21 protein-coding genes are annotated in these 22,759 nt (G+C 70.7%); 15 read left to right on the forward strand and 6 right to left on the reverse strand.

What is annotated here, in order from left to right:
- Positions 1 to 10 precede the first annotated feature (10 nt).
- The 3 genes from WDJ58_RS04960 to WDJ58_RS04970 all read left to right on the forward strand — a co-directional run bounded on the left by WDJ58_RS04960 (position 11) and on the right by WDJ58_RS04970 (position 3,999).
- A complete protein-coding gene (locus WDJ58_RS04960) occupies positions 11 to 1,306 on the forward strand; it encodes an amidohydrolase (protein WP_338916525.1) in 1,296 nt (431 codons plus the stop codon).
- A gap of 196 nt (positions 1,307 to 1,502) precedes the next feature.
- Positions 1,503 to 2,570: a hypothetical protein gene (locus WDJ58_RS04965; protein WP_338916526.1), complete on the forward strand. Its 1,068-nt coding sequence runs from the start codon at positions 1,503 to 1,505 to the stop codon at positions 2,568 to 2,570.
- A 148-nt stretch (positions 2,571 to 2,718) separates the two neighbouring features.
- A complete protein-coding gene (locus tag WDJ58_RS04970; protein ID WP_338916527.1) occupies positions 2,719 to 3,999 on the forward strand; it encodes an adenosylhomocysteinase in 1,281 nt (426 codons plus the stop codon).
- Positions 4,000 to 4,217: 218 nt separating this feature from the next.
- Here WDJ58_RS04970 and WDJ58_RS04975 read toward each other — a convergent pair whose 3' ends face one another.
- Entirely contained in the window at positions 4,218 to 4,682 is a 465-nt protein-coding gene (locus WDJ58_RS04975) for a hypothetical protein (RefSeq protein WP_338916528.1), read from the reverse strand.
- A gap of 153 nt (positions 4,683 to 4,835) precedes the next feature.
- On the opposite strand from WDJ58_RS04975, the gene leuS reads away from it, so the two are divergent.
- Entirely contained in the window at positions 4,836 to 7,694 is a 2,859-nt protein-coding gene (gene leuS / locus WDJ58_RS04980; RefSeq protein ID WP_338916529.1) for a leucine--tRNA ligase, read from the forward strand.
- Positions 7,695 to 7,701: 7 nt separating this feature from the next.
- On the opposite strand, the gene WDJ58_RS04985 is transcribed toward leuS, so the two are convergent.
- Positions 7,702 to 9,081: a hypothetical protein gene (locus tag WDJ58_RS04985; RefSeq protein WP_338916530.1), complete on the reverse strand. Its 1,380-nt coding sequence runs from the start codon at positions 9,079 to 9,081 to the stop codon at positions 7,702 to 7,704.
- A gap of 216 nt (positions 9,082 to 9,297) precedes the next feature.
- Between WDJ58_RS04985 and WDJ58_RS04990 the strand changes: the two genes are divergently transcribed.
- From WDJ58_RS04990 to WDJ58_RS05000, 3 genes are read left to right on the forward strand one after another with little or no spacing between them, the layout of a single operon-like run.
- Entirely contained in the window at positions 9,298 to 9,870 is a 573-nt protein-coding gene (locus tag WDJ58_RS04990; protein ID WP_338916531.1) for an AAA family ATPase, read from the forward strand.
- Positions 9,867 to 10,283: an RNA-binding domain-containing protein gene (locus WDJ58_RS04995; protein WP_338916532.1), complete on the forward strand. Its 417-nt coding sequence runs from the start codon at positions 9,867 to 9,869 to the stop codon at positions 10,281 to 10,283. Before WDJ58_RS04990 ends, WDJ58_RS04995 begins: the two co-directional genes overlap by 4 nt.
- Before the next feature lie 2 nt (positions 10,284 to 10,285).
- Positions 10,286 to 10,915, forward strand: coding sequence for an HAD family hydrolase (locus tag WDJ58_RS05000; RefSeq protein ID WP_338916533.1), 630 nt, complete (start codon positions 10,286 to 10,288; stop codon positions 10,913 to 10,915).
- 9 nt (positions 10,916 to 10,924) lie between these two features.
- Here the strand turns inward: WDJ58_RS05000 and WDJ58_RS05005 are convergent, their stop codons facing one another.
- The gene (locus WDJ58_RS05005) at positions 10,925 to 11,878 is read right to left on the reverse strand and encodes an alpha/beta hydrolase (RefSeq protein ID WP_338916534.1); all 954 of its coding nucleotides are present in this window, start codon (positions 11,876 to 11,878) and stop codon (positions 10,925 to 10,927) included.
- Between the two features lie 358 nt (positions 11,879 to 12,236).
- On the opposite strand from WDJ58_RS05005, the gene WDJ58_RS05010 reads away from it, so the two are divergent.
- Positions 12,237 to 13,067, forward strand: a complete 831-nt coding sequence (locus WDJ58_RS05010; RefSeq protein WP_338916535.1) for an amidohydrolase family protein — start codon at positions 12,237 to 12,239, stop codon at positions 13,065 to 13,067.
- Positions 13,068 to 13,105: 38 nt separating this feature from the next.
- Here the strand turns inward: WDJ58_RS05010 and WDJ58_RS05015 are convergent, their stop codons facing one another.
- From WDJ58_RS05015 to WDJ58_RS05025, 3 genes are all read right to left on the reverse strand, one after another.
- A complete protein-coding gene (locus WDJ58_RS05015) occupies positions 13,106 to 13,510 on the reverse strand; it encodes a hypothetical protein (protein ID WP_338916536.1) in 405 nt (134 codons plus the stop codon).
- Between the two features lie 76 nt (positions 13,511 to 13,586).
- Positions 13,587 to 14,513, reverse strand: a complete 927-nt coding sequence (locus WDJ58_RS05020; protein ID WP_338916537.1) for a glycosyltransferase family 2 protein — start codon at positions 14,511 to 14,513, stop codon at positions 13,587 to 13,589.
- Positions 14,514 to 14,558: 45 nt separating this feature from the next.
- Positions 14,559 to 15,266: a class I SAM-dependent methyltransferase gene (locus tag WDJ58_RS05025; RefSeq protein WP_338916538.1), complete on the reverse strand. Its 708-nt coding sequence runs from the start codon at positions 15,264 to 15,266 to the stop codon at positions 14,559 to 14,561.
- A 208-nt stretch (positions 15,267 to 15,474) separates the two neighbouring features.
- Between WDJ58_RS05025 and WDJ58_RS05030 the strand changes: the two genes are divergently transcribed.
- The 7 genes from WDJ58_RS05030 to WDJ58_RS05060 all read left to right on the forward strand — a co-directional run bounded on the left by WDJ58_RS05030 (position 15,475) and on the right by WDJ58_RS05060 (position 22,709).
- Entirely contained in the window at positions 15,475 to 15,753 is a 279-nt protein-coding gene (locus tag WDJ58_RS05030) for a MarR family transcriptional regulator (RefSeq protein ID WP_338916539.1), read from the forward strand.
- A gap of 26 nt (positions 15,754 to 15,779) precedes the next feature.
- The gene (locus WDJ58_RS05035) at positions 15,780 to 16,586 is read left to right on the forward strand and encodes an MBL fold metallo-hydrolase (protein WP_338916540.1); all 807 of its coding nucleotides are present in this window, start codon (positions 15,780 to 15,782) and stop codon (positions 16,584 to 16,586) included.
- Between the two features lie 133 nt (positions 16,587 to 16,719).
- A complete protein-coding gene (locus WDJ58_RS05040; RefSeq protein ID WP_338916542.1) occupies positions 16,720 to 18,324 on the forward strand; it encodes an Hvo_1808 family surface protein in 1,605 nt (534 codons plus the stop codon).
- Between the two features lie 22 nt (positions 18,325 to 18,346).
- On the forward strand, positions 18,347 to 19,786 hold the full coding sequence (locus tag WDJ58_RS05045) for an Hvo_1808 family surface protein (RefSeq protein WP_338916543.1): 1,440 nt from the start codon (positions 18,347 to 18,349) through the stop codon (positions 19,784 to 19,786).
- Entirely contained in the window at positions 19,783 to 21,117 is a 1,335-nt protein-coding gene (locus WDJ58_RS05050; RefSeq protein WP_338916545.1) for an Hvo_1808 family surface protein, read from the forward strand. Before WDJ58_RS05045 ends, WDJ58_RS05050 begins: the two co-directional genes overlap by 4 nt.
- A gap of 66 nt (positions 21,118 to 21,183) precedes the next feature.
- Positions 21,184 to 21,909 carry a type 1 glutamine amidotransferase gene (locus WDJ58_RS05055; RefSeq protein ID WP_338916546.1) on the forward strand — a complete coding sequence of 242 codons (726 nt, stop codon included), beginning with the start codon at positions 21,184 to 21,186 and terminating at the stop codon, positions 21,907 to 21,909.
- A gap of 233 nt (positions 21,910 to 22,142) precedes the next feature.
- Positions 22,143 to 22,709, forward strand: coding sequence for a metal-dependent hydrolase (locus tag WDJ58_RS05060; protein WP_338916547.1), 567 nt, complete (start codon positions 22,143 to 22,145; stop codon positions 22,707 to 22,709).
- Positions 22,710 to 22,759 lie beyond the last annotated feature (50 nt).

The following is a 22,759-nucleotide window of genomic DNA, read 5'->3' on the forward strand; positions in this document are numbered from 1 at the left end:
AACCGGGCGTATGACACTCGAACTCTCCGGCGGGCACGTCCTCCGACCCGATCTCTCGGTCGAGCGCGCGGACGTCCTCGTCGACGCCGACGTGGGCGAGGTGCTGGACGTCGGCGACCTCGCGGGCACGGGTGACGAGCGGCTCGACTGCTCGGGATCGCTCGTGATGCCCGGGCTCGTCAACGCCCACACGCACGCCGCGATGACGCTCCTCCGCGGGTACGCCGACGACAAGCCCCTGGAGGCGTGGCTCCGCGAGGACGTCTGGCCGGTCGAGGGTGCGCTCGAACCCGCCGACGTCCGCGCCGGCACGGAGCTCGGCGTCGTCGAGATGCTCCGCTCGGGCGTGACGGCGTTCGCTGACATGTACTTCCACGTCCCCGAGGTGGTGGACGTGATCGAGCGGGCCGGGTTGCGGGCGCGGGTCGGCCACGGTGTCGTCACCGTCGCCAAGGAGACCGGGACGGCCCACGACGATGCCGCCGAGTCCATCGAGATCGCCCGCGAGTACGACGGTGCCGCCGGCGGTCGGGTGCGAACGGCGTTCATGCCCCACTCGCTGACCACCGTCGGGGAGTCGTTCCTCGAGGAGTACGTCCCCGAGGCCCGCGAACTCGGCGTCCCGGTCCACACACACGCCAACGAGACCCGCGAGGAGGTCGAGCCTATCGTCGAGGAGCACGGCCAGCGACCGCTGGCCTACGCCCGCGAGCGTGGCCTGCTCTCCCGCGAGGACTTCCTCGCCCACGGCGTCCACCTCGACGACTCCGAGATCGAACTGCTGGCCGAGACAGGTACCGGAATCGTCCACTGCCCGGCCTCGAACATGAAGCTCGCCTCCGGGATGGCTCCCGTCCAGCGACTGCTCGACGCGGGCGTCCCCGTGGGGCTCGGTACCGATGGCGCGGCGTCGAACAACGACCTCGACGTCTTCGACGAGATGCGCGACGCGGCGATGCTCGGCAAGCTCGCGACCGGGGACGCGAGCGCCGTCGCCGCCCCCGACGTGCTGCGGATGGCGACCGAGTGGGGGGCCGAGGTGGTGGGACTTCCGGCGGGCCGTATCGAATCGGGTGGAACGGCCGACCTCGCGGTCGTCGACTTCGAGGCCCCGCACCTCACGCCCGTCCACGATCACGTCAGCCACCTCGTCTACGCCGCCCGCGGGAGCGACGTCCGCCACACGCTCTGTGACGGTCGCGTCCTCGTCCGCGACGGCGAGGTGACGACGCTCGACGGCGCGCGCGTGCGGCGCGAGGCGGACGAGCGAGCGGCCGCCGCGGTCGAGCGTGCCACGGGGGAATAAGAGTCCGAACCACGGCTCATTTTATGAGTGATCGGCCGATTCCGACACTCGTATAGAACTTCTAGAAGTGTCTTTGAACCTTCTAACTGTCTTTGAGTGAGTATCGGAATTCGCCGAGACGGTCGGTGAACGGGAGTGAACGACGTGAACGAGAATCCCGGTTTATCTCCGATAACCGACGACGAACGAACGGACGATGAGAACCAGTAGTCGGACGATGGCGGTGGGGATGGCACTGCTGCTGGCCCTGTCGGTGCTCGCACCGACGGTGGCCGCGGCAGAGACGACGGTGTCGGTCGAGACGGATCCGGCGACCGACGTCACGGACCGATCGGCGACGCTGAACGGTAACCTGACGGAGCTGGGCGGTGCGGGGAACGCGACGGTTCACTTCGAGTACTGGGTCGAGGGCGACCGCGAGAACTCGACGAACACCACGGAGATGACGGTCGGGAACGGGACGTTCGGCCTGCCCGTCTCCGACCTCTCGAACGACACGACGTACGCGTACGTCGCCCACGCCAACGCGAGCGACACGACGACGGTCGGCGCGGAGCGAACGTTCACGACGCTCACCGAGCCGCCGCTGGGCGTCGACACGCTCGCGGCGAGCGACGTCACGCCGACCTCGGCGACGCTCAACGGCGAGCTGACCGGGCTCGGCGGCGCGGGGAACGCGACGGTTCACTTCGAGTACTGGGTCGAGGGCGACCGCGAGAACTCCTCGACCACCGGCGCGGACGAGATCAGTTCGGCCGGCACGTTCGAGATGAACGCGTCCGGGCTCTCGTACAACGATACCTACGTGTACGTCGCCCACGCGGAGGCGGACGACACGTCGGTCACCGGTGACCGTTCGACGTTCACGCCCGTACTGAGCGAGGAGGCCGCCGAGGACCAGCCCTTCGGCCACTGGGTCTCGGCGTTCGTCCACTCGCTGATCGACTCCGAGGATCTGGAGGAGCGGAACCTCGGCCAGGCCGTCTCGGCGTTCGTCACCGAGAACAACCCCGGTGCCGACAACCGGCCCGACCACGCCGGTCCCGACGGCGAGAGGAGCGAGCGCGGGCCGCCCGAGGACCGCGGAAACGACGACAGCGACGACGAGCGCGAATCGCCCGCGGACCGGAGCGACGAGGGCGACGAGGGCGACGAGGACGAGCGGGGTCCGCCCGCGGACCGCGGGAACGGCAAGGACAAGGGCAAGCGGGGTCCGCCGGAGACGGGCGACGACGCGGAGGACGGCGAGGACAGCGAGGCGTAACCGGTCCCTCCGGGACGACGTCGGATCGGTACGGGACCGCCGCCGAATCGGCGGCAGCGAACGGTTTTTCGGGTGTGCCGTACGGGTAGCGACGGCCCCCTCGTCGGGCGTTCGGTAGGTTCTTCGGTCCCCTGACCGAACGCCGGATATGACCTACCCGACGATCACCGAACAACTGGAGGATCCGGAGGCGGCCCGGGAGTCCGGGCGGAAGAAGATGTCGTGGGCCCGTGAGCACATGCCCATCCTCGCGGCGCTCCGGGGGACCTTCGAGGCCGACCGTCCCTTCGAGGGGGAGGTCGTCGGGATGGCGATGCACGTCGAGGCGAAGACGGCCGTCCTCGCCGAACTGCTCGCCGAGGGCGGTGCCGAGGTCGCCATCACCGGCTGTAACCCGCTCTCGACCCACGACGACGTCTCGGCGGCGCTCGACGCCAACGAGAACGTCACGTCCTACGCCCGACGGGGCGTCGAGGACGAGGAGTACTACGAGGCCATCGAGGCCGTGGTGGGCCACGAGCCGACGATCACCGTCGACGACGGGATGGACATGGTCGCGGCCATCCACGAGGACTACCCCGAACTCATCGACTCCATCGTCGGCGGCTGCGAGGAGACCACGACGGGAGTCCACCGGCTGCGGGCGATGGACGCCGACGGCGAACTGAAGTACCCGGTGTTCGCGGTGAACGACACGCCGATGAAGCGGCTGTTCGACAACGTCCACGGTACCGGCGAGTCCGTCCTCGCCAACCTCGCGATGACGACGAACCTCTCCTTTGCGGGCAAGACGGTCGTCGTCGCGGGCTACGGCGACTGCGGCCGCGGCCTGGCGAAGAAGGCCGCCGGGCAGAACGCCCACGTCGTCGTCACCGAGGTCGAACCCCGCCGCGCCCTGGAGGCCCACATGGAGGGGTACGACGTGATGCCGATGAACGACGCCGCGAGCGAGGCCGACGTGATCGTGACGACGACCGGCAACCGGGACGTCGTCACCCGCGAGGACTTCGAGGCCATGAAGGACGGGGTCCTCCTCGCCAACGCGGGCCACTTCGACGTGGAGGTGAACCTCGACGACCTCTCGGACCTCGCTACCGAGACCCGCGAGGTCCGCGACGGCGTTCGGGAGTACCAGCTAGAGGACGGTCGCCGGCTGAACGTGCTCGCGGAGGGTCGCCTCGTCAATCTCGCGGGTCCCATCTCGCTCGGCCACCCCGTCGAGGTGATGGATCAGAGCTTCGGCGTCCAGGCCGTCGCCGTCCGCGAACTCGTCGAGAACGGTGACGACTACTCGGCCGCCGTCCACGACGTGCCCGACCGGCTGGACCGCGAGGTCGCCGAGATCAAACTCGACGCCGAGGGGGTCGATATCGACGACCTGACCGACGTCCAGACCGAGTACATGGACTCCTGGCAGCACGGGACGTAGGACCGGAAACTGGGTGCCGACGTCTGACAACTTTTCGGGGCTTTCGAGGTGCTTCTACCAGCAGTAGTTCACAGTAACGCCTCGAAAGCCCCCGCAGTCTGAACTCGGGGGCCTCGCTGCGCTCCTCGCGCTCACTCCGTTCGCGCTGCGGTGCTTACGTCGTCCGCCTTCGTTCAGACTGCGGCCCCTTTCAGTCCCCTCGACACCAACGCCCGAACTCAGAGCGACTCTGCGATCCGGTCCGCCGTATCGTCGGCCACCTCTCGCCACTCGCCGGGCCGCCCACCACCACGTTTCGGCGGCGTCATCCCGAACTCGACGGGCCGATAGCGCAGTTCCGCGAACGAGTCGGCCGCGACTCGGCCGACGAACTCCGCGTTCTCCCGCTTCGAGGAGACGCCCCCCGAGGCGAGGTCGTAGTACCCCGTGAACACCTGGAACACCGACACCCGATCGTGGTCGAGCGCCCCTTCCGAGAGGTGCCGGAACAGCTTCGCGGTGTTGTCCGCGGGGTCCGCGCGCCGCCACTCCAGTTCGACGGCGACGAGGTGATCCGGAGCCACGCCCGCGACGTCGACCGGCGTCCCGGCGATCCGGTACTCCCGTCTCCACTCGAACCGGGGGCGTCGATCGGCGAGGCCATCGCGAAGACGGTCGTTGACGTCGCTGGCGAACGTGCCCACGTGACGAACCCGTCGCGGGGCGAGCTTGACGCTTTCGTCGCGGTCATCCGGTGGAGGGTTGGCGACGAGCCCCACGGACCGGGTCTGACACCGTGTGACGGGCCGGCGGTCGAGTATGCGCCTTCTTATGGGTGGGTCCCCTGACGTGGGTGTATGAGCGAGTACGACCCCACCGCCATCGAGTCGGCGTGGCGCGACCGGTGGCGGGAGGCGGGGACCTACGAGGCCGACCCCGAGGAGGCGGGTGATCCGACGTTCATCACCGTTCCCTACCCCTACCCCTCCGGCGGGATGCACATCGGACACGCCCGGACGTACACCGTGCCGGACGTCTACGCCCGCTACCGCCGCCTGCAGGGCGACAACGTGCTCTTTCCCATCGCCTGGCACGTCACGGGGACGCCGATCATCGGCGCGGTCGAGCGGCTGAAGAAGGGCGAGGAACAGCAGCTCTCGGTCCTTCGTGACACGTACAACGTCCCCGAGGAGACCCTCGAGGAGCTGGAGACCCCGATGGGGTTCGCCCGGTACTTCATCGAGGAGCACTACAAGAAGGGGATGCGCCAGCTCGGGCTCTCCGTCGACTGGCGTCGGGAGTTCACGACGAACGACGAGCGGTACACGAAGTTCATCACCTGGCAGTACGAGACCCTCCACGACCGGGGGCTGCTGGAGAAGGGGCTCCACCCGGTCAAGTACTGCACGAACGAACAGCAGCCGGTCACGACCCACGACATCCTGGAGGGCGAGGAGGCGGAGTTCCAGGAGTACACCCTGGTGAAGTTCAGCACCGAGATCGACGGCGAGGAGACCGTCGCCCCGATGGCGACGCTCCGGCCGGAGACGGTCCGCGGCGTGACGAACGCCTTCGTGAACCCCGAGGCGACCTACGTCCGCGCGACCGTCGACGGCGAGCGGTGGGTCGTGAGCGAGCAGGCCGCCGGGAAGCTCCGGCTCCAGGAGCGGGAGGTCGTCGTCGAGGGGACGCTGGCGGGCGAGGAGCTGGTGGGAAAGCGGATGACGAACCCCGTCACCGACGAGGAGGTCCTCCTCCTGCCGGCGACGTTCGTCGACGCCGACAACGCCACCGGCGTCGTGATGTCCGTCCCCGCCCACTCGCCCGACGACTACGTCGCGCTCGGGGAGGTCAAGGAGCGGGCCGACGAGCTGGCCGAGTACGGCATCGACCCCGACGAGGTGCGGGCGATCGAGCCGATCCCCATCCTGACCATCGAGGGGTACGGCGAGATCCCCGCGAGGGACGCCGTCGAGGAGCACGGCATCACCGCACAGGGCGACCCCGCCCTCGAAGATGCCACCCAGGAGCTCTACAACCGGGAGTTCCACCGCGGGGAGCTGATCGAGGCCTACGGGGAGTACGCCGGCGAGGTCGTCGAGGACGTCCGCGAGCGATTTAGAGAGGATTACCGGCGGCGGGGGGTGTTCGACTCGATGAACGAGTTCACCGAGGAGGTGATCTGCCGGTGTGGTGGGAAGGTCGAGGTCGCCAAACAGGAGACGTGGTTCCTGCGGTACAACGACGAGGAGTGGAAGGCAAAGACCAAGCGGGCCATCGAGCGGATGGACGCCATCCCGGAGAACACCCGCGAGCAGTACACCCACACCGTCGACTGGCTGAACGAGTGGCCCTGCATCCGAAACTACGGGCTCGGGACCCGTCTGCCGTGGGACACCGACTTCGTCATCGAACCCCTGTCCGATTCGACGATCTACATGGCCTACTACACCATCGCCCACCGGCTGGCGGACGTCCCGCCGGAGGAGATGGACCGGGCGTTCTTCGACACCCTGTTCTACGGCGAGGGGACCGTGGACGACCCGGACGAGCGGGCCCTCTCGCTGCGCGAGGAGTGGGACTACTGGTACCCCGTCGACTACCGGGTGTCGGCGAACGACCTCATCTCGAACCATCTCACCTTCTTCCTCTACCACCACGCGGAGCTGTTCGACGAGTCGAACTGGCCGGGTGGCGTCACGATCATGGGGATGGGCCTGCTGGAGGGACAGGCGATGTCCTCCTCGAAGGGCCACGTCGTCCTCCCCGGGGAGGCCGTCGACCGCTACGGCGCGGACACCGTCCGCTTCTTCCTCTTGAACAGCGCCGAGCCCTGGCAGGACTTCGACTGGCGGGCCGACCTCGTCGAGTCGACCCACGACCAGCTCCGGCGCTTCTACGACCGCGCCGAACGGATCATCGCGGAGGCGCCCGACGACCCCGATCCCGAACGGCGACCGATCGACCGGTGGCTGCTCTCGAAGCTCCAGGCCACGGTCCGCGAGGCGACGGAGGCGCTGGAGAACTTCGAGACGCGGACGGCCAGCCAGGCCGCCTTCTACGGCTTCGAGGAGAACCTGCGGTGGTACCGGCGGCGGGCGGATCTGGACCGGCCGGGCGCGAGGGCGACCCTCCGCGAGGTGCTCGGGACGCGCCTGCGCCTGCTCGCGCCGTTCGTCCCCTTCATGACGAACGAGCTCCACGAGCGGCTGACCGGCGATCCGGTCGACGACTGGCCGGAGGCCGACCCCGACCTCGAATCCGGGGCCATCGAGGCACGGGAGCGGCTGATCGAGCGGCTCACCGCGGACGTGGGCGACATCCTCGACGTGACGGGGACCGACCCCGAGACGATACGGGTGTACGTCGCCGCCGACTGGAAGCGCGAGGTCCTCGAACAGGTCGTCGAGACCGGTCCGGACGTGGGTCGGGTGATGGGCGAGGTCATGTCCGACCCCGATCTGCGCGAGCGCGGCGACGAGGTGAACCAACTGGTACAGGACCTCGTCGAGGTGGTCCGCGAGCGCGACGAGTCGGACCTCCGCGCGATGCTCGACGTCGACGAGGCCGCGACCTACGGGGACGCGAGCGAGTTCCTCGCCCGCGAGTTCGACGCCGAGGTCGAGGTCTACGCCGAGGACGACCCCGACGTCGAGGACCCGGGCGAGCGGGCCGGGAACGCCCAGCCGCTCCGCCCGGCAGTCCACGTCGAGTGAGCCCTCCTCAGGTGCTCGTCACGTTCGGTCCGAACCGCGCCGCGTACCAGTCGGGCGGCGTGACGGTCGTCTCCCCGAGGTAGCCGTACGTCCACTCCTTCCTGACCCGGTAGCTCTCCTCACCCTCGATCACCGTGTACGTCACCGTGAGGTCGCGAACGACCCCGTCGCGGTCGATCAACGCCACCGCCGTGTAGTTCCGCACGTCGCCCTCGATCGTCGGCGGGGTCCCGCGTCCCACGACCCGGTAGCGGGTCGCCCCCGCCGCCCCGCCGGAACCGTTCGCCGCGCGGCCCTCGACGGTCGTCTCGGGGGTCGAGAGGTAGTCGGTCACGAGATTCAGGGCGACGTCGTCGAAGTCCGGCGGCGGCACCGGGACCTGCTCGCGGTCCAGCACCCGGGTGTAAGTGGCGTTCCCGCCCGTCCAGTTCGCGACGAACCAGGCGCGGTCGTCGTCGTAGACGGCCCTGCGCCGCTCGCGGCTCTCGCCGTCGCCGACACTCTCCACCACGAGGAACCGGTCGTCCGCCACCGCGACGTCGGTGTCGTACTGGATCGGAGCGCCGTCCGGATCACCCCGCGGCGGCCGGTAGGTGTCCATCCAGAGGGTGTACGACTGGCCGAGCAGCCCCCGGGCGTGGGCGGTCGCCAGCGCCGACAGGTCCGTGATACGGTCCTCGGACAGGCCGGGGACGGCCGACGCGTTTGGCGGTGGGTCACCGGGACTTTCGGAGGTAGCCGGCGTCACGACCGCGCTGTCACCGACGGGTGTCGACTCGGGGATGGAAGGTGCATCGACGGCGTCGTCCGCGCCGGCCGAGGTGGTCGGGGAGGCCGAGGGGGCGGGGCCGGAGGCCGCGGTGAGCACCATCCCGGCGACGACGCCCGCGATCAGGAGCGCGAGGGCGGCGACGAGGAACGACGCGGGCGCGACCGGCGACTCGACGTTCCCCACGCTCGCCCGGAGCCCGCCGAGGTGGGCGCGGAGCCGCGCGGTGGCCGGCGGCCGGAGCTCCTCGGGTGGTGCGCCGAGGTGTCGCTCGCAGAGCGCCCGGGCGGTCGACCGGTCGACCGCGTAGCGGAGCATCGCGGCGACGTCCTCGGCGTCCAGCACTCTGACGCCCGACCCCGCCGCCGCGTGCGCCGTCCGGCTTCCGGTCGAGATCACCACGTCCGGTCGATCGGCCGATCCTCTTCCTCTCCCGCTTCCCGCGCCGATCCGGATACGCCGGCTCGCTCCGCGGCCGGTCGCCACCACGTCGCTCCCCTCCCGGGTCGTCTCGAAGCCGCGTGCGGTCCAGAGGTCGGCGACGAGCGCGGCCCGCGCGTCCGTGTCGAGCCGGCGGACGTGGTCGGCGAGGACGGCCTCGGTGTCGGGATCGGTCATGACGGTTCGGGCGGTTCGGTACCGTCTCGCTCGGTCCGCGACGGGTTAGTTCCTCGCTCCGCGGCCCCCTCTTCCTGATCGGGACGGTCGTGACGATCTACCGGCGAGCATCCGGCCGGAGTCGGTGTTCACCGGGAGAGGACTACAACCGTCCCTACGACGCGCCGCGCGTCGAACGCAGGCGTTATGCGGCAGAGCACAGTACGACCGGGAGAGATGCGTGTCATCGGAACCGTCGGGATGCCCGGGAGCGGCAAGGGGGAGTTCGCCGAGGTGGCCCGCGATCGGGGTATCCCCGTCGTGACGATGGGCGACGTCGTCCGCCAGGCCTGCCGGGACCGGGGGCTCGACCCCGCCGAGAACCACGGCGAGGTCGCCCGGGCGCTCCGCGAGGAGGACGGCCCGCTGGCCATCGCCGAGCGGTCGCTCCCGATGATCCGCGAGCACCTCGAAGACCACGACACGGTCGTCGTCGACGGCCTGCGCTCGGGCGACGAGGCCGAGCGGTTCGAGGCGGCGTTCGGCGACTCGTTCCTCCTGGTGGCCATCGCCGCCCCCGCCGAGGTCCGGGCCGAGCGGCTCGACCTCAGGGCCCGGGACGACCCCGAGAGCGAGGGCATCGACGAGCGCGACGAGCGCGAACTCGGCTTCGGGATGGGCGAGGCCATCGACCGTGCCGACCTCACGATCGACAACGCCGGTTCGCTGGAGGCGTTCCGCGACCGCGCGGCGGCCGTGCTCGACGACGAGACGGGTGCGACGGAGGTCGAGGGGGTCGAACGGCCGTGAGCGTCGTCTACAGCGTCGACGTCACCGTCACCGCGCCGGTGATGGACACGGAGGTCACCTCGCGGGTGAAGGACGCAGTGCTGAACCTCTTTCCCGAGGCCGAACTCGAGGAGCGCCACGGCGAACTCGTCGGCGAGGCCCACTCGATGGAGGAATTCTCCGAACTGCTCCACGAGCAGGAGATCCTCGACACCGCCCGGAACCAGTTCTCCGACGGCCTTCGGGGGGACGGCTTCGAGTTCGCGCTGAAGAAGCAGGCCGCGTTCGTCGGCGTCATCAACTTCGCCGTCGGCAACCCGGGCGAACTCGGGGAGATCACGGTGCGAGTCGACGTGCGCGACCCCGGCGTCGAGGCGTACGTCGACCACGTCGCGCCGCCGACCGAGGACGGCCGGCCGATCGAGGACCGGTAGCGATGGCCGGCGGGGAGGGCGGTCCCGACGCCGGGATCTGGTTCGACCTCGACGGAACGCTCCTCCACCTCGATGGAACCTACGAGGCCGTCCTGCGGGAGGCGTTCGGCCAGCACTTCGAGGCGGAGACGGTCGACCGGGCGGTCGAGGCGTACGACTTCCTCGATCGGTTCCGGGCCCTCGAACCCGACCCGGTCCGGGCGGCGATGGGGGGTGTCCTCCGCGCGATCGGCGCGGAGACGGTCGACGCCTCGACGCTCGTCGAGACGCTCCGCGAGGTCGAGTACGCCGCGATGCGGGTACTGGCGGGGACCCGCGAGACGCTCGCCGACATCGACGCCCCGCTCGGCGTCCTCACCAACGGTCTGCCGGCCTGGCAGCGGGAGAAACTCGTTCACCACGATCTCCTGCACCGGTTCGACGCCGTCGTCACCTCCTACGAGGTGGGCGCGCACAAGCCCGACGCCGCCCCGTTCGACCTCGCCCGCGAGCGGCTGGCCGCCGACCGGCACGTGATGGTCGGCGACGACTACGTGGCCGACGTCGAGGGGGCCCGCGCCGCGGGGTTCGAGGCCGTCCACGCCCCCACCGGGATCGCGCCGGTCCGCGACGAACTGCGGGAGCTGGTCTGACCGGTCCGCTCACCCGTCCTGCCCGTCGAACGCCGCCCGGAGCCGCGCGGCCGCGTCGTCGATCGCCTCGCGCCCCTCGTCGATGTGCTCGTAGAGGCTCAGGAAGGCGTGAATCTGCGAGTCGTAGTGGAGGTGCTCGACGTCGACCCCCGCCTCCTCCAGGCGCTCCGCGTACGCGACCCCCTCGTCCCGTAGCGGGTCGAACCCCGCCGTCAGGACCGTCGCCGGCGGGAGCCCCGAGAGGTCGCGGGCACGGAGCGGGAAGGCGTACGCGTTGCCGACGTGCGCGGGCTCGGGGACGTACTGGTCGAGGTACCACTCGATGCCCCGCATCTCGAGGAGGTAGCCCTCGCCGTTCTCGTCGTAGGCGTCGAACCACCGGACGCTGGGCGGATTGACCGCCGGGTAGATCAGGAGCTGGTGGGCGAGGCCGGGCCCGTCGCGGTCGCGCGCGGCGAGCGTGACGGCCGCCGAGAGGTTCCCGCCCGCCGAGTCGCCGCCGACGGCCACCCGATCGGGGTCGCCCCCGATGTCGGCGGCGTTCTCGACCGCCCACTCGGTCGCGGCGTAGCAGTCCTCCAGCCCGGCGGGGAACGGGTGTTCGGGCGCGCGACGGTAGCCGACGCTCACGACGACGCAGTCCGCACCGTTCGTGAGACGGCGACAGAGCCCGTCGTAGGCGTCGAGCGAGCCCCGGACCCACCCGCCGCCATGGAGGAAGACGAGCACCGGCGACGGGCCCTCCCCGACGGGGAGGTAGACCCGGACCGGGACGGGGCCGTTCGGCCCCGTGATCTCGAGGTCGGTGGTCCCCCCGACTGGCTCGGGCTCCTCGACGCCGAACAGCTCGTCGAGGAGCGCGCGGCCGGTCGCCACCGACAGCGTCGAAGCCGGGGGCGATACCCCGCTGTCGAGGTCGTCGAGCAGTGCGGCGGCCTGTGGGTCGAGTTCTCGATCCGACATACCGGACCGTCCGACGAGCGAGGTTTATAGCTTCGTCCCGCCGCGACTCGTCGGGAGTACCGTCGGCGACGACGTGGGTAAGTCGTTCCTACGCACGGGTACGCACGTCATTCTCAACTCGCTCGCCCGAATCGGTGCTCGTATGTACGAGATAGCGTGCGAGCGATGCGGCCGAGTCGGCTTCCACCCCTCCCGCGTCGGCGCCGAGTCCCGGGCGGCGACCCACAGCGACGTGACCGGTCACGGCTGCTCCGTCGTCCCGACGGGTCCGGTCTGAGGCCGTCAAACCGTTCCTCGCCGCCCTTCCCGGGTGCGACCCCCGACAACCCTTATACTTGGACCGGTCGACTCCCCGCCCGTGCTAGAACTGGAGCACCGCTTCCGGGCCGTCGACGTCGGGGCGACGCTCGACCCCGATCAGGATCACGACCGGGGCCGGGCGGTCGTCCCCGACCGGCTCGAACGTGAACTCCACCAGGCCGGGGTCGTCCGGGCGGTGGTCGCCCCGCGCGGCCGACGGCCGGAGACGCTCGCGGAGGCGGAGGGCTACCTCGCCGCGAACAACGCCGTCGCGCGGCTCTGCGTCGAGCGCCCGTTCGTCCCGTTCGCCCGCCTCGCCGGCGTGCGCGAGGTCGGCGGCACCGGGTCGCGGCTCCGGAACCTCGCCGCCCGGCGCAAGCCGTGGCACGCCGACCCCGAGGACGTCGAGCGGTACGCCTACGGCGACCGGTTCGAGGGGTTCGTCCTCGACCCGACGGCCGACGGCCTCCCCGACGAGTCGGTGCTCTCGGCGCTCGCCGACGCCGGCCTCCCCGTCCGGGTCCACGCCACGCCCTCGTTCCCACCGCGGGCCGTCGAGCGGACGCTCCTCGACTACGAGCTCCCGGTGATCCTCGCGGGATTCGGCGGCTACCCGCTCGACCGCGACCGGATGGCCGACGCCGTCGACCTGCTCGACGCACACGACGAACTCTACCTGGACACCGCCGCCGTCAGGTTCCGTGACGTCCTCGAACGCGCGCTCCGCGAGCACCCCGACCGGGTGCTGTTCGGCAGCGACGCTCCCGCGGTCCACCCCAGCGTCGGGGTGATGGAACTGTTGACCCTCTCCGTTCCCGAAGACGCGATGCGCCGGGCGTTCGAGGCGAATCCGACGCGGGTGGTGCCCTCGCTCGGGCCGGGGGAGTGACTACTCCGTATCGGCTATCGGGTGTCTAACAGGGCCCTTCATTCGTCCCCTTCAAGCCCCCGGTACGCCTCGTAGAGCCGGTCGTACGCCGCCCCCGTGAGACGGTGGCGCGTCACCTCGTCGTACCGGCCGTCGAGCCCCGGATACCGCGTACGGTCGCCGTAGCTCACCGCCACGTCGTAGCTCTCGTACTCGACGAGCCGCTCGGCGATCCGCCTGGCGCTCCGCTCGCGAGCCACAACCGTAATTCGCTCGCCCACGCGGACGCCGAACCGGACGAGGCCCTCGCCGCGGAGGAGCAGGAGGTCGAACTCCAGGGGCTCGCCCGCGCGTGCCGGCTCCGTCTCGAAGCAGAACACCGGCGTCCCGTCGCGGGCGAAGGCCACCTCGACCGGCGTGTAGGCCGTCGAGCGATCGCGATCCACCCCCTCCCCGTCGCTCACGTCACCCACCTTCGGTCCCCTCGGCCCACCGCCGTCCGATGGGACGTCCGACGAGACTCGTGTCGTCCCACTCGGCTCATCCTCGCCGGTCGTCGACGGTGACGGCACGGTCGGTCCGTCGCGACCAGCCGCTGGGGTTGCGCCGCGGGTCGCGGTCCCTGAGCCGCGCGAGGAAGCCCTCGGCGGCCCCGCGAAAGCCCCCCCGGACGACGTCCCGGCCGCTCGCGAGCCAGCTCGACGGGCTCCGGTCGCCGCTGGCGACCCCCCGGAGTCCCTCGACGGCGTCGGTCCCGGCGTGTCTGAGGAGCCGGTAGACGACGCCCGGTCGGAACCCGTAGTTCTTCACGAGCCGGTAGGCGAGCGAGCGGTAGCGCCACCGCCAGTCGCGTTCCTTGCGCCCCCCGTCGGCTTCGATCTCCCGGCGGACGCACATCCCCGACCGCCACGCGACCTCGTAGTCGAGGCCGGCGAGCCGGTGGGCGGCGTCGCGGGCTCCCCCGGTCCGGAGGTACTCGTCGAACCCGTCGATCCCCTCGATCGCCTCCCGACGGAAGGCGACGTTGCCGCCGTTGAAGTAGCGGACCTCCCGTCCCCGTATCTCCCGGACCTCCTCGTTCTCGGTGGTGACGCCCGCCCTGAGCTGTCGGTGGGTCGGGCCGGTGACGCCGCCGCGGTGGTCACCGTCGGTCGGGACCGCCGCGATCCCCTCCCGGAGCGCCGTGAACCAGCCATCCTCGACGGCGAGCGAGTAGTCGACGAACGCGATCACGTCGCCGCTCGCCCGGTCGAGCCCGGCGTTGCGCGCCACGTTGATGTTGCGCTCGTCGATCTCGACGAGCACGTCCACGTCGTCCCGGTCGCGGACCATCCCGCTGGTCCCATCCGCCGAGGGGCCGTTCACGACGACCACTTCGGCGGCGGGTGCGTTGGCCGCGAGCGCGTCGAGACACGCCCCCAGTTGCTCGCGGCCGTTCAGCGTCGGCACCACTACCGAGACGTCCATAGCCCCGGTGTGTGTTCCGTGGGCAAAAAGACCCCGGGACGCCCCTCAGAGGACCCGGGCGTCCCAGTAGGACACGGAAGCCAGCGGCGGGCCGAGCGGCGTCCGCCCGACGGCGGTGTCCGCCCGCCAGATCGCCTCCGCGACGTTCCCCGGTAGCTCCCGGTAGAACCCGAACGGGAGCCGGAAGTCGTGGGCGGCCCGTTCGAGCCGGAGGCCGGCTCCCGAGAGCAGACGCTCGACCTCCGTCTCCGAGTAGAGCCGCGAGCCCATCGGCAACAGCCAGTTGTAGAGCGACCGCGCGGAGTAGCGACGGAACGTGTCGAAGAACACCCGATCGCGCGACACCCGGCACATCTCCGAGAGGAACGAGGCGGGGGTGTCCGCCAGGTGGAAAAAGCGCATGGCGAAGACGGCGTCGAAGTGGTCGTCCGGGAACGGGAGGCGGGCGGCGTCCCCCCGCGTGAACTCGAGGTGATCCATCAGGTCCGCGGCGCGAGCCTTCTCGCGGGCCTCGCCCAGCATCGCGTCGGAGATGTCCATCCCGACGATCTCGGCACCGCGGTCGGCGAGCATGACGGTGAACCGGCCGGTGCCACAGGCGATCTCGAGGACCCGCCGGTCCTCGACCGGGGAGAGCGCGTCGAGGACGGCCTCCTTCTCGCGGCGGTCGATCACCTGTCCGCCGCCGGAGAACCGCTTGTCCTCGTACTCCTCGGCCACCTCGTCGGCCTGGTACCACTCCTGTCCCTTCACGCTACGGGACGGTCCTGCCGGGACGCATAAAACGGTACTGAAACCCCGGCGCTCCCCGGCTCATCCCCCGATGTGGGTCCGTCCACCGACTTCCGGCAACATCTGTCACTCGTTCGATTATAGGGGTCATTATACTCACTGTATGACTCCGTATTGTTTGGACACACATATAGGGAAGTTTTACCAGGTGGTGCGGCCCCGTACGGGTATGAGCACGACGACCGAGGAGCGTGCGGGGAAGGGCGAATCACCGATGGCGGACCCGGACTTCCGCGAGCGCCTCCGCGAACTCCCGCCGAGCGCCAAACTGGTCGCGAAGGTGCTGGAGGACGCCTCCCCGCTCTCGCAGGGCCAGCTCGCCGAGGAGTCGCTCCTCCCCGACCGGACGGTCAGGTACGCGCTCAACCGGCTCGACGAGGCCGACCTCGTCGGGTCGCGCTACTCCTTCCACGACGCCCGCAAGCAGGTCTACTTCCTCGTCAACTAGAAGTCCCCGGCGACGCCTCCCGTCGTATGGAACTCGAACGGGTGAGCTGTCGCGTCCGGACGGCGTCCCCGACCGGACAGACACACGCCTACGTCCTCGGGAGCGAGGACGCCCTCCTGGTCGACCCGGCGGCCCGCGTGGACGCGCTCGACGCGCTCGCCGAGAGGGTGAGTCACGTCGCACTCACGCACCACCATCCCGACCACGTCGGGGCCGTCGCCGACTACGCCGCGGAGACGGGTGCGACCGTCTGGTGTCGGGTCGGCCGCGAGACCGACTTCGAGGCCGCCGCGGGGGTCGAACCGGACCGGACGTTCGCCGACGGGATCGGGATCGAGACCGGCGAGGGGACCGTCGAGGTGGTGGACACGCCCGGACACGCGCCCGAGCACGTCGCCTTCCGCTTCCCGGGCGACGGGAGTGGTAGTAGTGAGGGTGAGAGCGAGTACCTCGTCGGTGACCTCGCGGTCGTCGAGGGGAGCGTGGTCGTCGGTCACCCCTCGGGGGACATGCGGGCGTACGTCTCCTCGCTCCGGCGGCTGTGGGCGCGGGACCCCCCGCGGCTCCACCCGGCACACGGTCCGACGGTCGAGTCGCCGCGCGAGACCTGCGAGCGGCTCATCGAGCACCGCCGAGATCGGGAGAAACGCGTCCTCCAGGCCGTGCGGGACGGCGCGGGGACGGTCCCCGAGATCACCGACGCCGCGTACGAGAAGGACCTCACGGGGGTCCGCGAACTCGCCGAGGCGACGGTCCGCGCCCACGTCGAGAAGCTCCGCGTCGAGGGCCGCCTCTCCTGGGAGGACGGGCGGGCCCGCGCGATACTCCCGTAACGCTACTCCCGAGGCGCGCGAGGGAGTCGAGTGCGGACGGCCCCGCGTTCGTCTTCCCGGTCCGGTCACCGGGTCGAGCGGCCTTCGGCCGTCGCCCGCGGGGCTTTTGACCCTCCCACCCCTTGGCGGAGGTATGCGACCCCTCCCCGCCCTGGCGCTCGCACTGGTGATCCTGCTGGCCGGCTGTGGCACCGGCTTCCAGGGCACACCCGCGCCCGCGGCGACCCCGGACTCGACGGAGACCGCCGCGCCGACGGCCCCGGGCACCCCGGCCCCGTCGACGCCGACTGGAGCGGAGACCGAGGCGCCGACGGGGACCGGAACGGAGGCCGAACCCGGGACCGATACGGGAGCGCCCTCCGCCTCGGGGTTCGACTTCGCGGACCCGCCCGAGGACCGCCTCGGCTGGGAGGACGGGCTCTGGTACAACGAGTCGCTCGCGATCACGCCCGAGGACGGGCTGAACGCGACCGAACTGAACGCCACCATCGCGCGGGCGATGGCCCGGATCGAAGTCGTCCGCGAGACCGAGTTCACGGAGACGGTCCCCGTCACCGTGATCAACCGCACGACCTACCGGCAGGAGTTCGCCGGCGGTGACGCCAACTACACTCCGGCGTTCCGCGCGTTCGACAACACGAAGTTCGAGGCGATGTTCATGATCGGCGAGGAGCGCGACGCCCTCGGCGTCCAGAACACGAACCGCGGCTCGAACGTCCTCGGGTTCTACTCGCCGCCCCAGGACGAGATCGTCGTCGTCAGCGAGTCCGCGACCCCGACGCTGAGCACGGAGTTCACGCTCGCTCACGAACTCGTCCACGCCCTCCAGGACCAGCGGTTCAACCTCAGCGAGTACCGCGCGCCGACCCGGGACGCCTACAACGGGCAGAACGGGCTCATCGAGGGGGAGGCGAGCCTCGTCGAGGACCGCTACCGCCAGCGCTGTGCGGCGGGGTGGTCGTGTCTCAACGTCTCGACGGGCGGCGGCGGTGGCGGTGGCGGCGACCTCCACCTCGGCATCTACTTCGTGAACTTCTTCCCCTACAGCGACGGCCCGGGCTTCGTCGCCTCGGTGTATCGACAGGGCGGTTGGGAGGCCGTCGACGACCTCTACGCGGACGTGCCGGCGAGCGCGGAACAGGTCATCTACCCCGACCGGTACGGCGAGGACCCCCCGGTTGACGTGAGCCTCTCCGACAGCGCCTCCGGCGAGTGGGAGCGCGTCTGCCCCGACGCGCCGCGTCCCGGGAGCCTCCGTCCCGACTACGCCACGCTCGGCCAGTCGGTGCTCTCCTCGATGTTCGCCTACACCCTCTACGACGACTACAACAGTTCGCGGCTGGTCGGCCCCCGCGAGTGGCTCAACTACGACGAGGACGGGAACCTCAACGCCTCCGACCCGCTGAACTACGACCTCCCGGTCACGAACGGCTGGGAGGGTGACCGGATGCACGTCTACGCGAACCCCGAGACCGGCCCCAACCAGACCGCGTACGTCTGGCGGATCGCCTGGGAGAACGCGACCGAGGCCGAGGAGTTCGCCGCGGGCTACCGGCGGCTGCTGGCCCACTGGGGGGGCTCCCGGGTCTCCGGCAGCCAGGACCACTGGCGCATCGACTCCGGGCCGTTCGCCGACAGCTTCTACGTCGAGGTGGACGGCGACACGGTCACCATCGTCAACGCGCCCACCCGGGAGGACCTGGGCGCGGTCTACGACGGCTACGCGCCGCCGTCGTGACTCCCTCACGCCGGTGTGGGCGATGAGTTCCATATGCCCCACCCGATACGGAGCGGTCGTGCTCGCCGCGCTCTGCATCCTGTCGGGGTGTAACGGGCTCGTCGGGCCGACCGGGACGGCGACGCCATCTCGAACGCCCGGCGAGGCGACCGCCGCCCCGGCCACGCCGGGCGGCTCTACTCCCTCCACCACCACCGAGAGGAGTCCGGCGAGCGCGACTCCCGCGGCCGACCGCCTCGGCTGGGAGGCCGGCTACGCGGCCACCGACCCGCTCCCCGTGAACGCGAGCGACGGGCTGAACGCCACGGAGCTGAACGCCACCGTCGCCCGGACGATGGCCCGGGTCGAACTGATCCGCGGGCTGGAGTTCGAGGAGCCGGTCGCCGCCGAGGTCGTCTCCCGGGAGACGTTCCGCGAGCGGAACGTGCGGTTCGTCGAACGCCGCGACCCGCGGGTCACGGAGGCGTTCTGGGAGGCGCTGTTCCTCGTCGGCGAGGACGAGAACGCGACCGGGGCCATCGAATCGGTGTTCGGGGGCGGCGTCGTCGGCTACTACGCCGACGACCGGATCGTCCTCGTGAGCGACGACGCGAGCCCTCGGGTCGACACGGGGACGCTCGCGCACGAACTCGTCCACGCCCTCCAGGATCAGCAGTTCGGCGGCGTCGACCGGGGGGAGACGTTCGACGCCCGTGTCGGCACGCAGGGACTGACCGAGGGCGACCCGGTAGCCGTCGAGCGGGCCTACCGCGAGCGGTGTACCGGGGAGTGGTCGTGCCTGTCGCGCCCCCGCCCGAGTTCGGATGCGGGTGCCATCGCCCGCCACCCGGGGGTCTACCTCGCGTTCGTCCAGCCGTACGCGACCGGCCCGGCGTTCGTCGAGGCGCTCCGGGAGAGGAGTGGGAACTGGACGGCCGTGAACGAGGCGTACGCCGACCCGCCGCGGGCGAGCGAGCAGGTCATCCACCCCGGGGCGTATCCCGACGAGCGGCCGGTGAACGTGACTGTCCCCAACCGGTCGGGATCGAACTGGACCCACATCGGTAACGATACCATGGGCGAGGGCGGTATCCACGTCATGTTCTGGGCGAACGGGCTCGTCCCGCGCGGGGACGACTCCGTCAGCACCGACTACGAACACCCCCGCTCGGCCGGGTGGGACGGCGACACGCTCGTCGTGTACGAGGAGACGAGAGATCCTGACGCCGATGCCGGGGGTGAGGGTGAGATGGCGTACGTCTGGCGGACCGTCTGGGAGAACGGGACGGAGGCCCAGGAGTTCCAGCGGTCCTACCGGGCGATGCTCCTCGTCCGGCACGGTGCCCGCGAGGTCGCCCCGGGCACCTACCACACGGGGAACGGGACGTTCGGCGACGCCTTCCGCGTCGTTCGGCGAAACGAGACGGTGACGGTGGTGAACGCGCCGACCGTCGAGGCGCTCCCCGAGGTGCACGCGTCGTGATCCGCCATCCGGCCCGTCTCCCCGCACTCGCCCTCGCGCTACTGGTGGTCCTCTCGGGGTGTACGTTCGGCTCGCCGTTCGTCGCCGACCGGGGCGGTCTCGGGGAGGAACTCGGACGCGAGGGCGGCTACGCCGCCACCGATCCGCTGTCGGTGACCGCGAGCGACGGGCTCAACGCGAGCGAACGCGAGGCGGTGGTCGCCCGGACGATGGCCCGGGTCGAACTGATCCGTGGGCTGGAGTTCGTGGAGCCGGTCCCCGTCGAGGTGATCTCCCGCCAGGAGTACCGCGACCGCCGTGCCGGGAGGGGTTCGGACGAGGGTGGCGAGGCGTACGGCCGCTGGAACGACCAGGTGTGGGAGGCGGCGTTCCTGGTCGGCGAGGAGACGCCCGTCTCGGAGGCGTTCGACACCGTGCTCTCCTCGTCGGTCGCGGGGTTCTACTCGCCCCGTCAGGACCGCATCGTGGTCGTGAGCGACGCCGAGACGCCGACGCTCGACCGGGCGACCCTCGCCCACGAGCTCGTCCACGCGCTCCAGGACCAGCACCTCTCGTTCGGGGGCGAGAGCGGAACGCAGGACCTCGACCTCGCCGAGGACGGCCTCGTCGAGGGCGACGCCAACACCGTCGAGGCCGAGTACGAGGCCCGGTGTGGCTCGCGGTGGGACTGCCTCCCCCGACCCGACCGCGCGGCCGGCGGCCCGGGCGAGTCGTTCAACCGCGGCGTGTTCCTGACGGTCTACGCCCCCTACGCCGCCGGCCCGGACTTCGTCCGCGCGCTCCGCGAACGGGGCGGGTGGGCGGCCGTCAACGACGCTTACGATGCGTTCCCCGTGAGCACCGAACAGGTCATCCACCCTGAGGCGTACCCAGACGAGCAGCCCATCGTGGTTCCGGTCCCCGATCGGTCGGGCGAGGGCTACGAGCGGTTCGACCTGGAACGGGAGACTGACACCCTCGGGGAGGCGACGATCTACGCGACCTTCCGGGCGAACGGCGTCGTCCCCGAGAGCCACTCGACGTACAACTACAGCCAGCGCCTCTCGGCCGGGTGGGGCGGGGACACGGTCGTCCCCTACCGCGGGGCCGACGGCGAGGACGGTTACGTGTGGCGGTCCACCTGGGACAGCCCGGCGGACGCACGGGAGTTCTCCGACGGCTACCGGGCGGTGCTCGACGAGCACGGGGCGGCCGAGCGCGGTGACGGGGTCTACGTGATCGAATCCGGCCCCTACGCCGACGCCTTCCGCGTCGTCCGACGGGACGAGACGGTGACGGTGGTGAACGCCCCGACCGTCGAGGACCTCGACGCGGTCCACGCCCGGCGATGACGGGCTACCGTGCAAACCTCTCCCGTGCCGAAACCCGTAACACCACCCCCGTACAAACGGGGTGACATGAGCGATCGCCCGCGGCTCGCCCTGCTGAACGCCTCCCACAGCATACACCACACCCGACGCAACTTCCGTCGCGAACTCGACGCCGACGTCGCCGAGTTCACGCTCACCGAGGAGAACTACCCCGTCGGCTTCGACTACGACGGCTTCGTCGTCAGCGGGTCGGCCTCGTCGGTCTACTGGGACGAACCCTGGCTCCCGGAGACCCGCGAGTGGCTGACGGAGGCCATCGACCGGGGGATCCCGGCGCTCGGCATCTGCTTCGGCCACCAGCTCCTCGCGGACGTCCTCGGGGGGACCGTCGAGGACATGGGTGAGTACGAGCTCGGCTACCGGACCGTCGAGCGGACCGACGCGGGACGCGAGGACCCCGTTCACGCGAACCTCGACGATTCCTTCTACGTCTTCACCAGTCACTCGGACGCCGTCACCGAACTCCCGCCGGGAGCGACGCTCACGGCCGAGAACGAGTACGGGGTCCACGGGTTCCGGAAGGGCCGCGTCTTCGGGATGCAGTCACACCCCGAGTACGACCTCGACACCGCCCGGTCGGTCGCCGAGGGCAAGGAGGACACGGACTACGTGAGCGACGACCAGCTCTCGGCGGTGCTCGCGGACGTGACGGAGCCGAACTTCACGCGGGCCGCCGAGACCAAGCGCGTGTTCGACGACTTCCTCGGCTACGTCGGCGAGGTGCGTGCGGAGCCGTCGGCGGCCGGGGATTAACGCCGCTATCGCCCGACTCTCCGGGGGCTTGCCTGCTCCGGGTCAGTGTTTATTATCCCGACGTGGAACTGTTGGAACACGGATCCCGTCCGCTGTGAACTCGCCTCACGATTCACGGCGGGCGGTTATGGCGGGAGGGGGCTTCGCACACCTATGCATCGAGCGCGTCGGAGTGACCGCGGTCGGTCGACCGCGTGGCGCGAGAGAAGCGGGCACCCGGTGGTGACGAACTGATGGTCGCAGACGGCGTCCACGTCCTGCTCGGGCCCGCGCTCGTGATGGTCCTGCTCCGGACCCGGCGGGTCGAACCGTACCTGGTGGCGCTCCTGTTCGCGGGCGTCCCCGACCTCGACCGCTACCTGTTCGGCGCGCTCTCGCTCCCCACGAACGGCTACCTCTGGGAGTCGGTCTTCGTCCACCGCGGCATCACCCACTCGCTGCTGGCGATGGCGCTGTTCGTCGGGCTCGCGTACCTGATCGGGGAGTGGCGCGCGGGCGCGATCGGCTACGGCTCGCACCTCACCGCCGACCTCCTGACCGGAGGGATCCAGCTGTTCTCGCCGTTCGCCCTCCAGCGGTACGGCCTCGAACTCAACTGGCTGCTCGCGAGCGCCATTACGGGCGCGTCCTCGAGCGCCGTGCTCGTCGTCGGGGTGATGGCGATGGCCCACCCGGAACGCGCGGACCGGCTCCGGACCGCCCTGCACAGCCACGTCCGACCCCGGTGGTGGCCGTCGTGGTGGCGGGGAGCGGCCCGGGGTGGTGCGGCGGTCGACCCGTCCGAGCCCGACCAGGACTGATCCGGTCGATCCGCCCCGGCCCGACGCGTCACCCTCTTTTCCGTCCGCGA

This window comes from Salinirubellus litoreus (assembly GCF_037335815.1).
Taxonomy (GTDB): Archaea; Halobacteriota; Halobacteria; order Halobacteriales; family Haloarculaceae; genus Salinirubellus; species Salinirubellus litoreus.

Excerpts from the sequence above, each read along its gene's own strand:
- WDJ58_RS04985 (WP_338916530.1), bottom strand. The coding sequence starts at position 9,081 with ATGACCGATCCCGACACCGAGGCCGTCCTCGCCGACCACGTCCGCCGG.
- WDJ58_RS05045 (WP_338916543.1), top strand. The coding sequence starts at position 18,347 with ATGAGTTCCATATGCCCCACCCGATACGGAGCGGTCGTGCTCGCCGCG.
- WDJ58_RS04970 (WP_338916527.1), top strand. The coding sequence starts at position 2,719 with ATGACCTACCCGACGATCACCGAACAACTGGAGGATCCGGAGGCGGCC.
- WDJ58_RS05000 (WP_338916533.1), top strand. The coding sequence starts at position 10,286 with ATGGCCGGCGGGGAGGGCGGTCCCGACGCCGGGATCTGGTTCGACCTC.
- WDJ58_RS05040 (WP_338916542.1), top strand. The coding sequence starts at position 16,720 with ATGCGACCCCTCCCCGCCCTGGCGCTCGCACTGGTGATCCTGCTGGCC.
- WDJ58_RS04965 (WP_338916526.1), top strand. The coding sequence starts at position 1,503 with ATGAGAACCAGTAGTCGGACGATGGCGGTGGGGATGGCACTGCTGCTG.
- leuS (WP_338916529.1), top strand. The coding sequence starts at position 4,836 with ATGAGCGAGTACGACCCCACCGCCATCGAGTCGGCGTGGCGCGACCGG.
- WDJ58_RS05030 (WP_338916539.1), top strand. The coding sequence starts at position 15,475 with ATGAGCACGACGACCGAGGAGCGTGCGGGGAAGGGCGAATCACCGATG.
- WDJ58_RS05055 (WP_338916546.1), top strand. The coding sequence starts at position 21,184 with ATGAGCGATCGCCCGCGGCTCGCCCTGCTGAACGCCTCCCACAGCATA.
- WDJ58_RS04960 (WP_338916525.1), top strand. The coding sequence starts at position 11 with ATGACACTCGAACTCTCCGGCGGGCACGTCCTCCGACCCGATCTCTCG.
- WDJ58_RS05020 (WP_338916537.1), bottom strand. The coding sequence starts at position 14,513 with ATGGACGTCTCGGTAGTGGTGCCGACGCTGAACGGCCGCGAGCAACTG.
- WDJ58_RS05005 (WP_338916534.1), bottom strand. The coding sequence starts at position 11,878 with ATGTCGGATCGAGAACTCGACCCACAGGCCGCCGCACTGCTCGACGAC.
- WDJ58_RS05060 (WP_338916547.1), top strand. The coding sequence starts at position 22,143 with ATGGTCGCAGACGGCGTCCACGTCCTGCTCGGGCCCGCGCTCGTGATG.
- WDJ58_RS04990 (WP_338916531.1), top strand. The coding sequence starts at position 9,298 with ATGCGTGTCATCGGAACCGTCGGGATGCCCGGGAGCGGCAAGGGGGAG.
- WDJ58_RS05035 (WP_338916540.1), top strand. The coding sequence starts at position 15,780 with ATGGAACTCGAACGGGTGAGCTGTCGCGTCCGGACGGCGTCCCCGACC.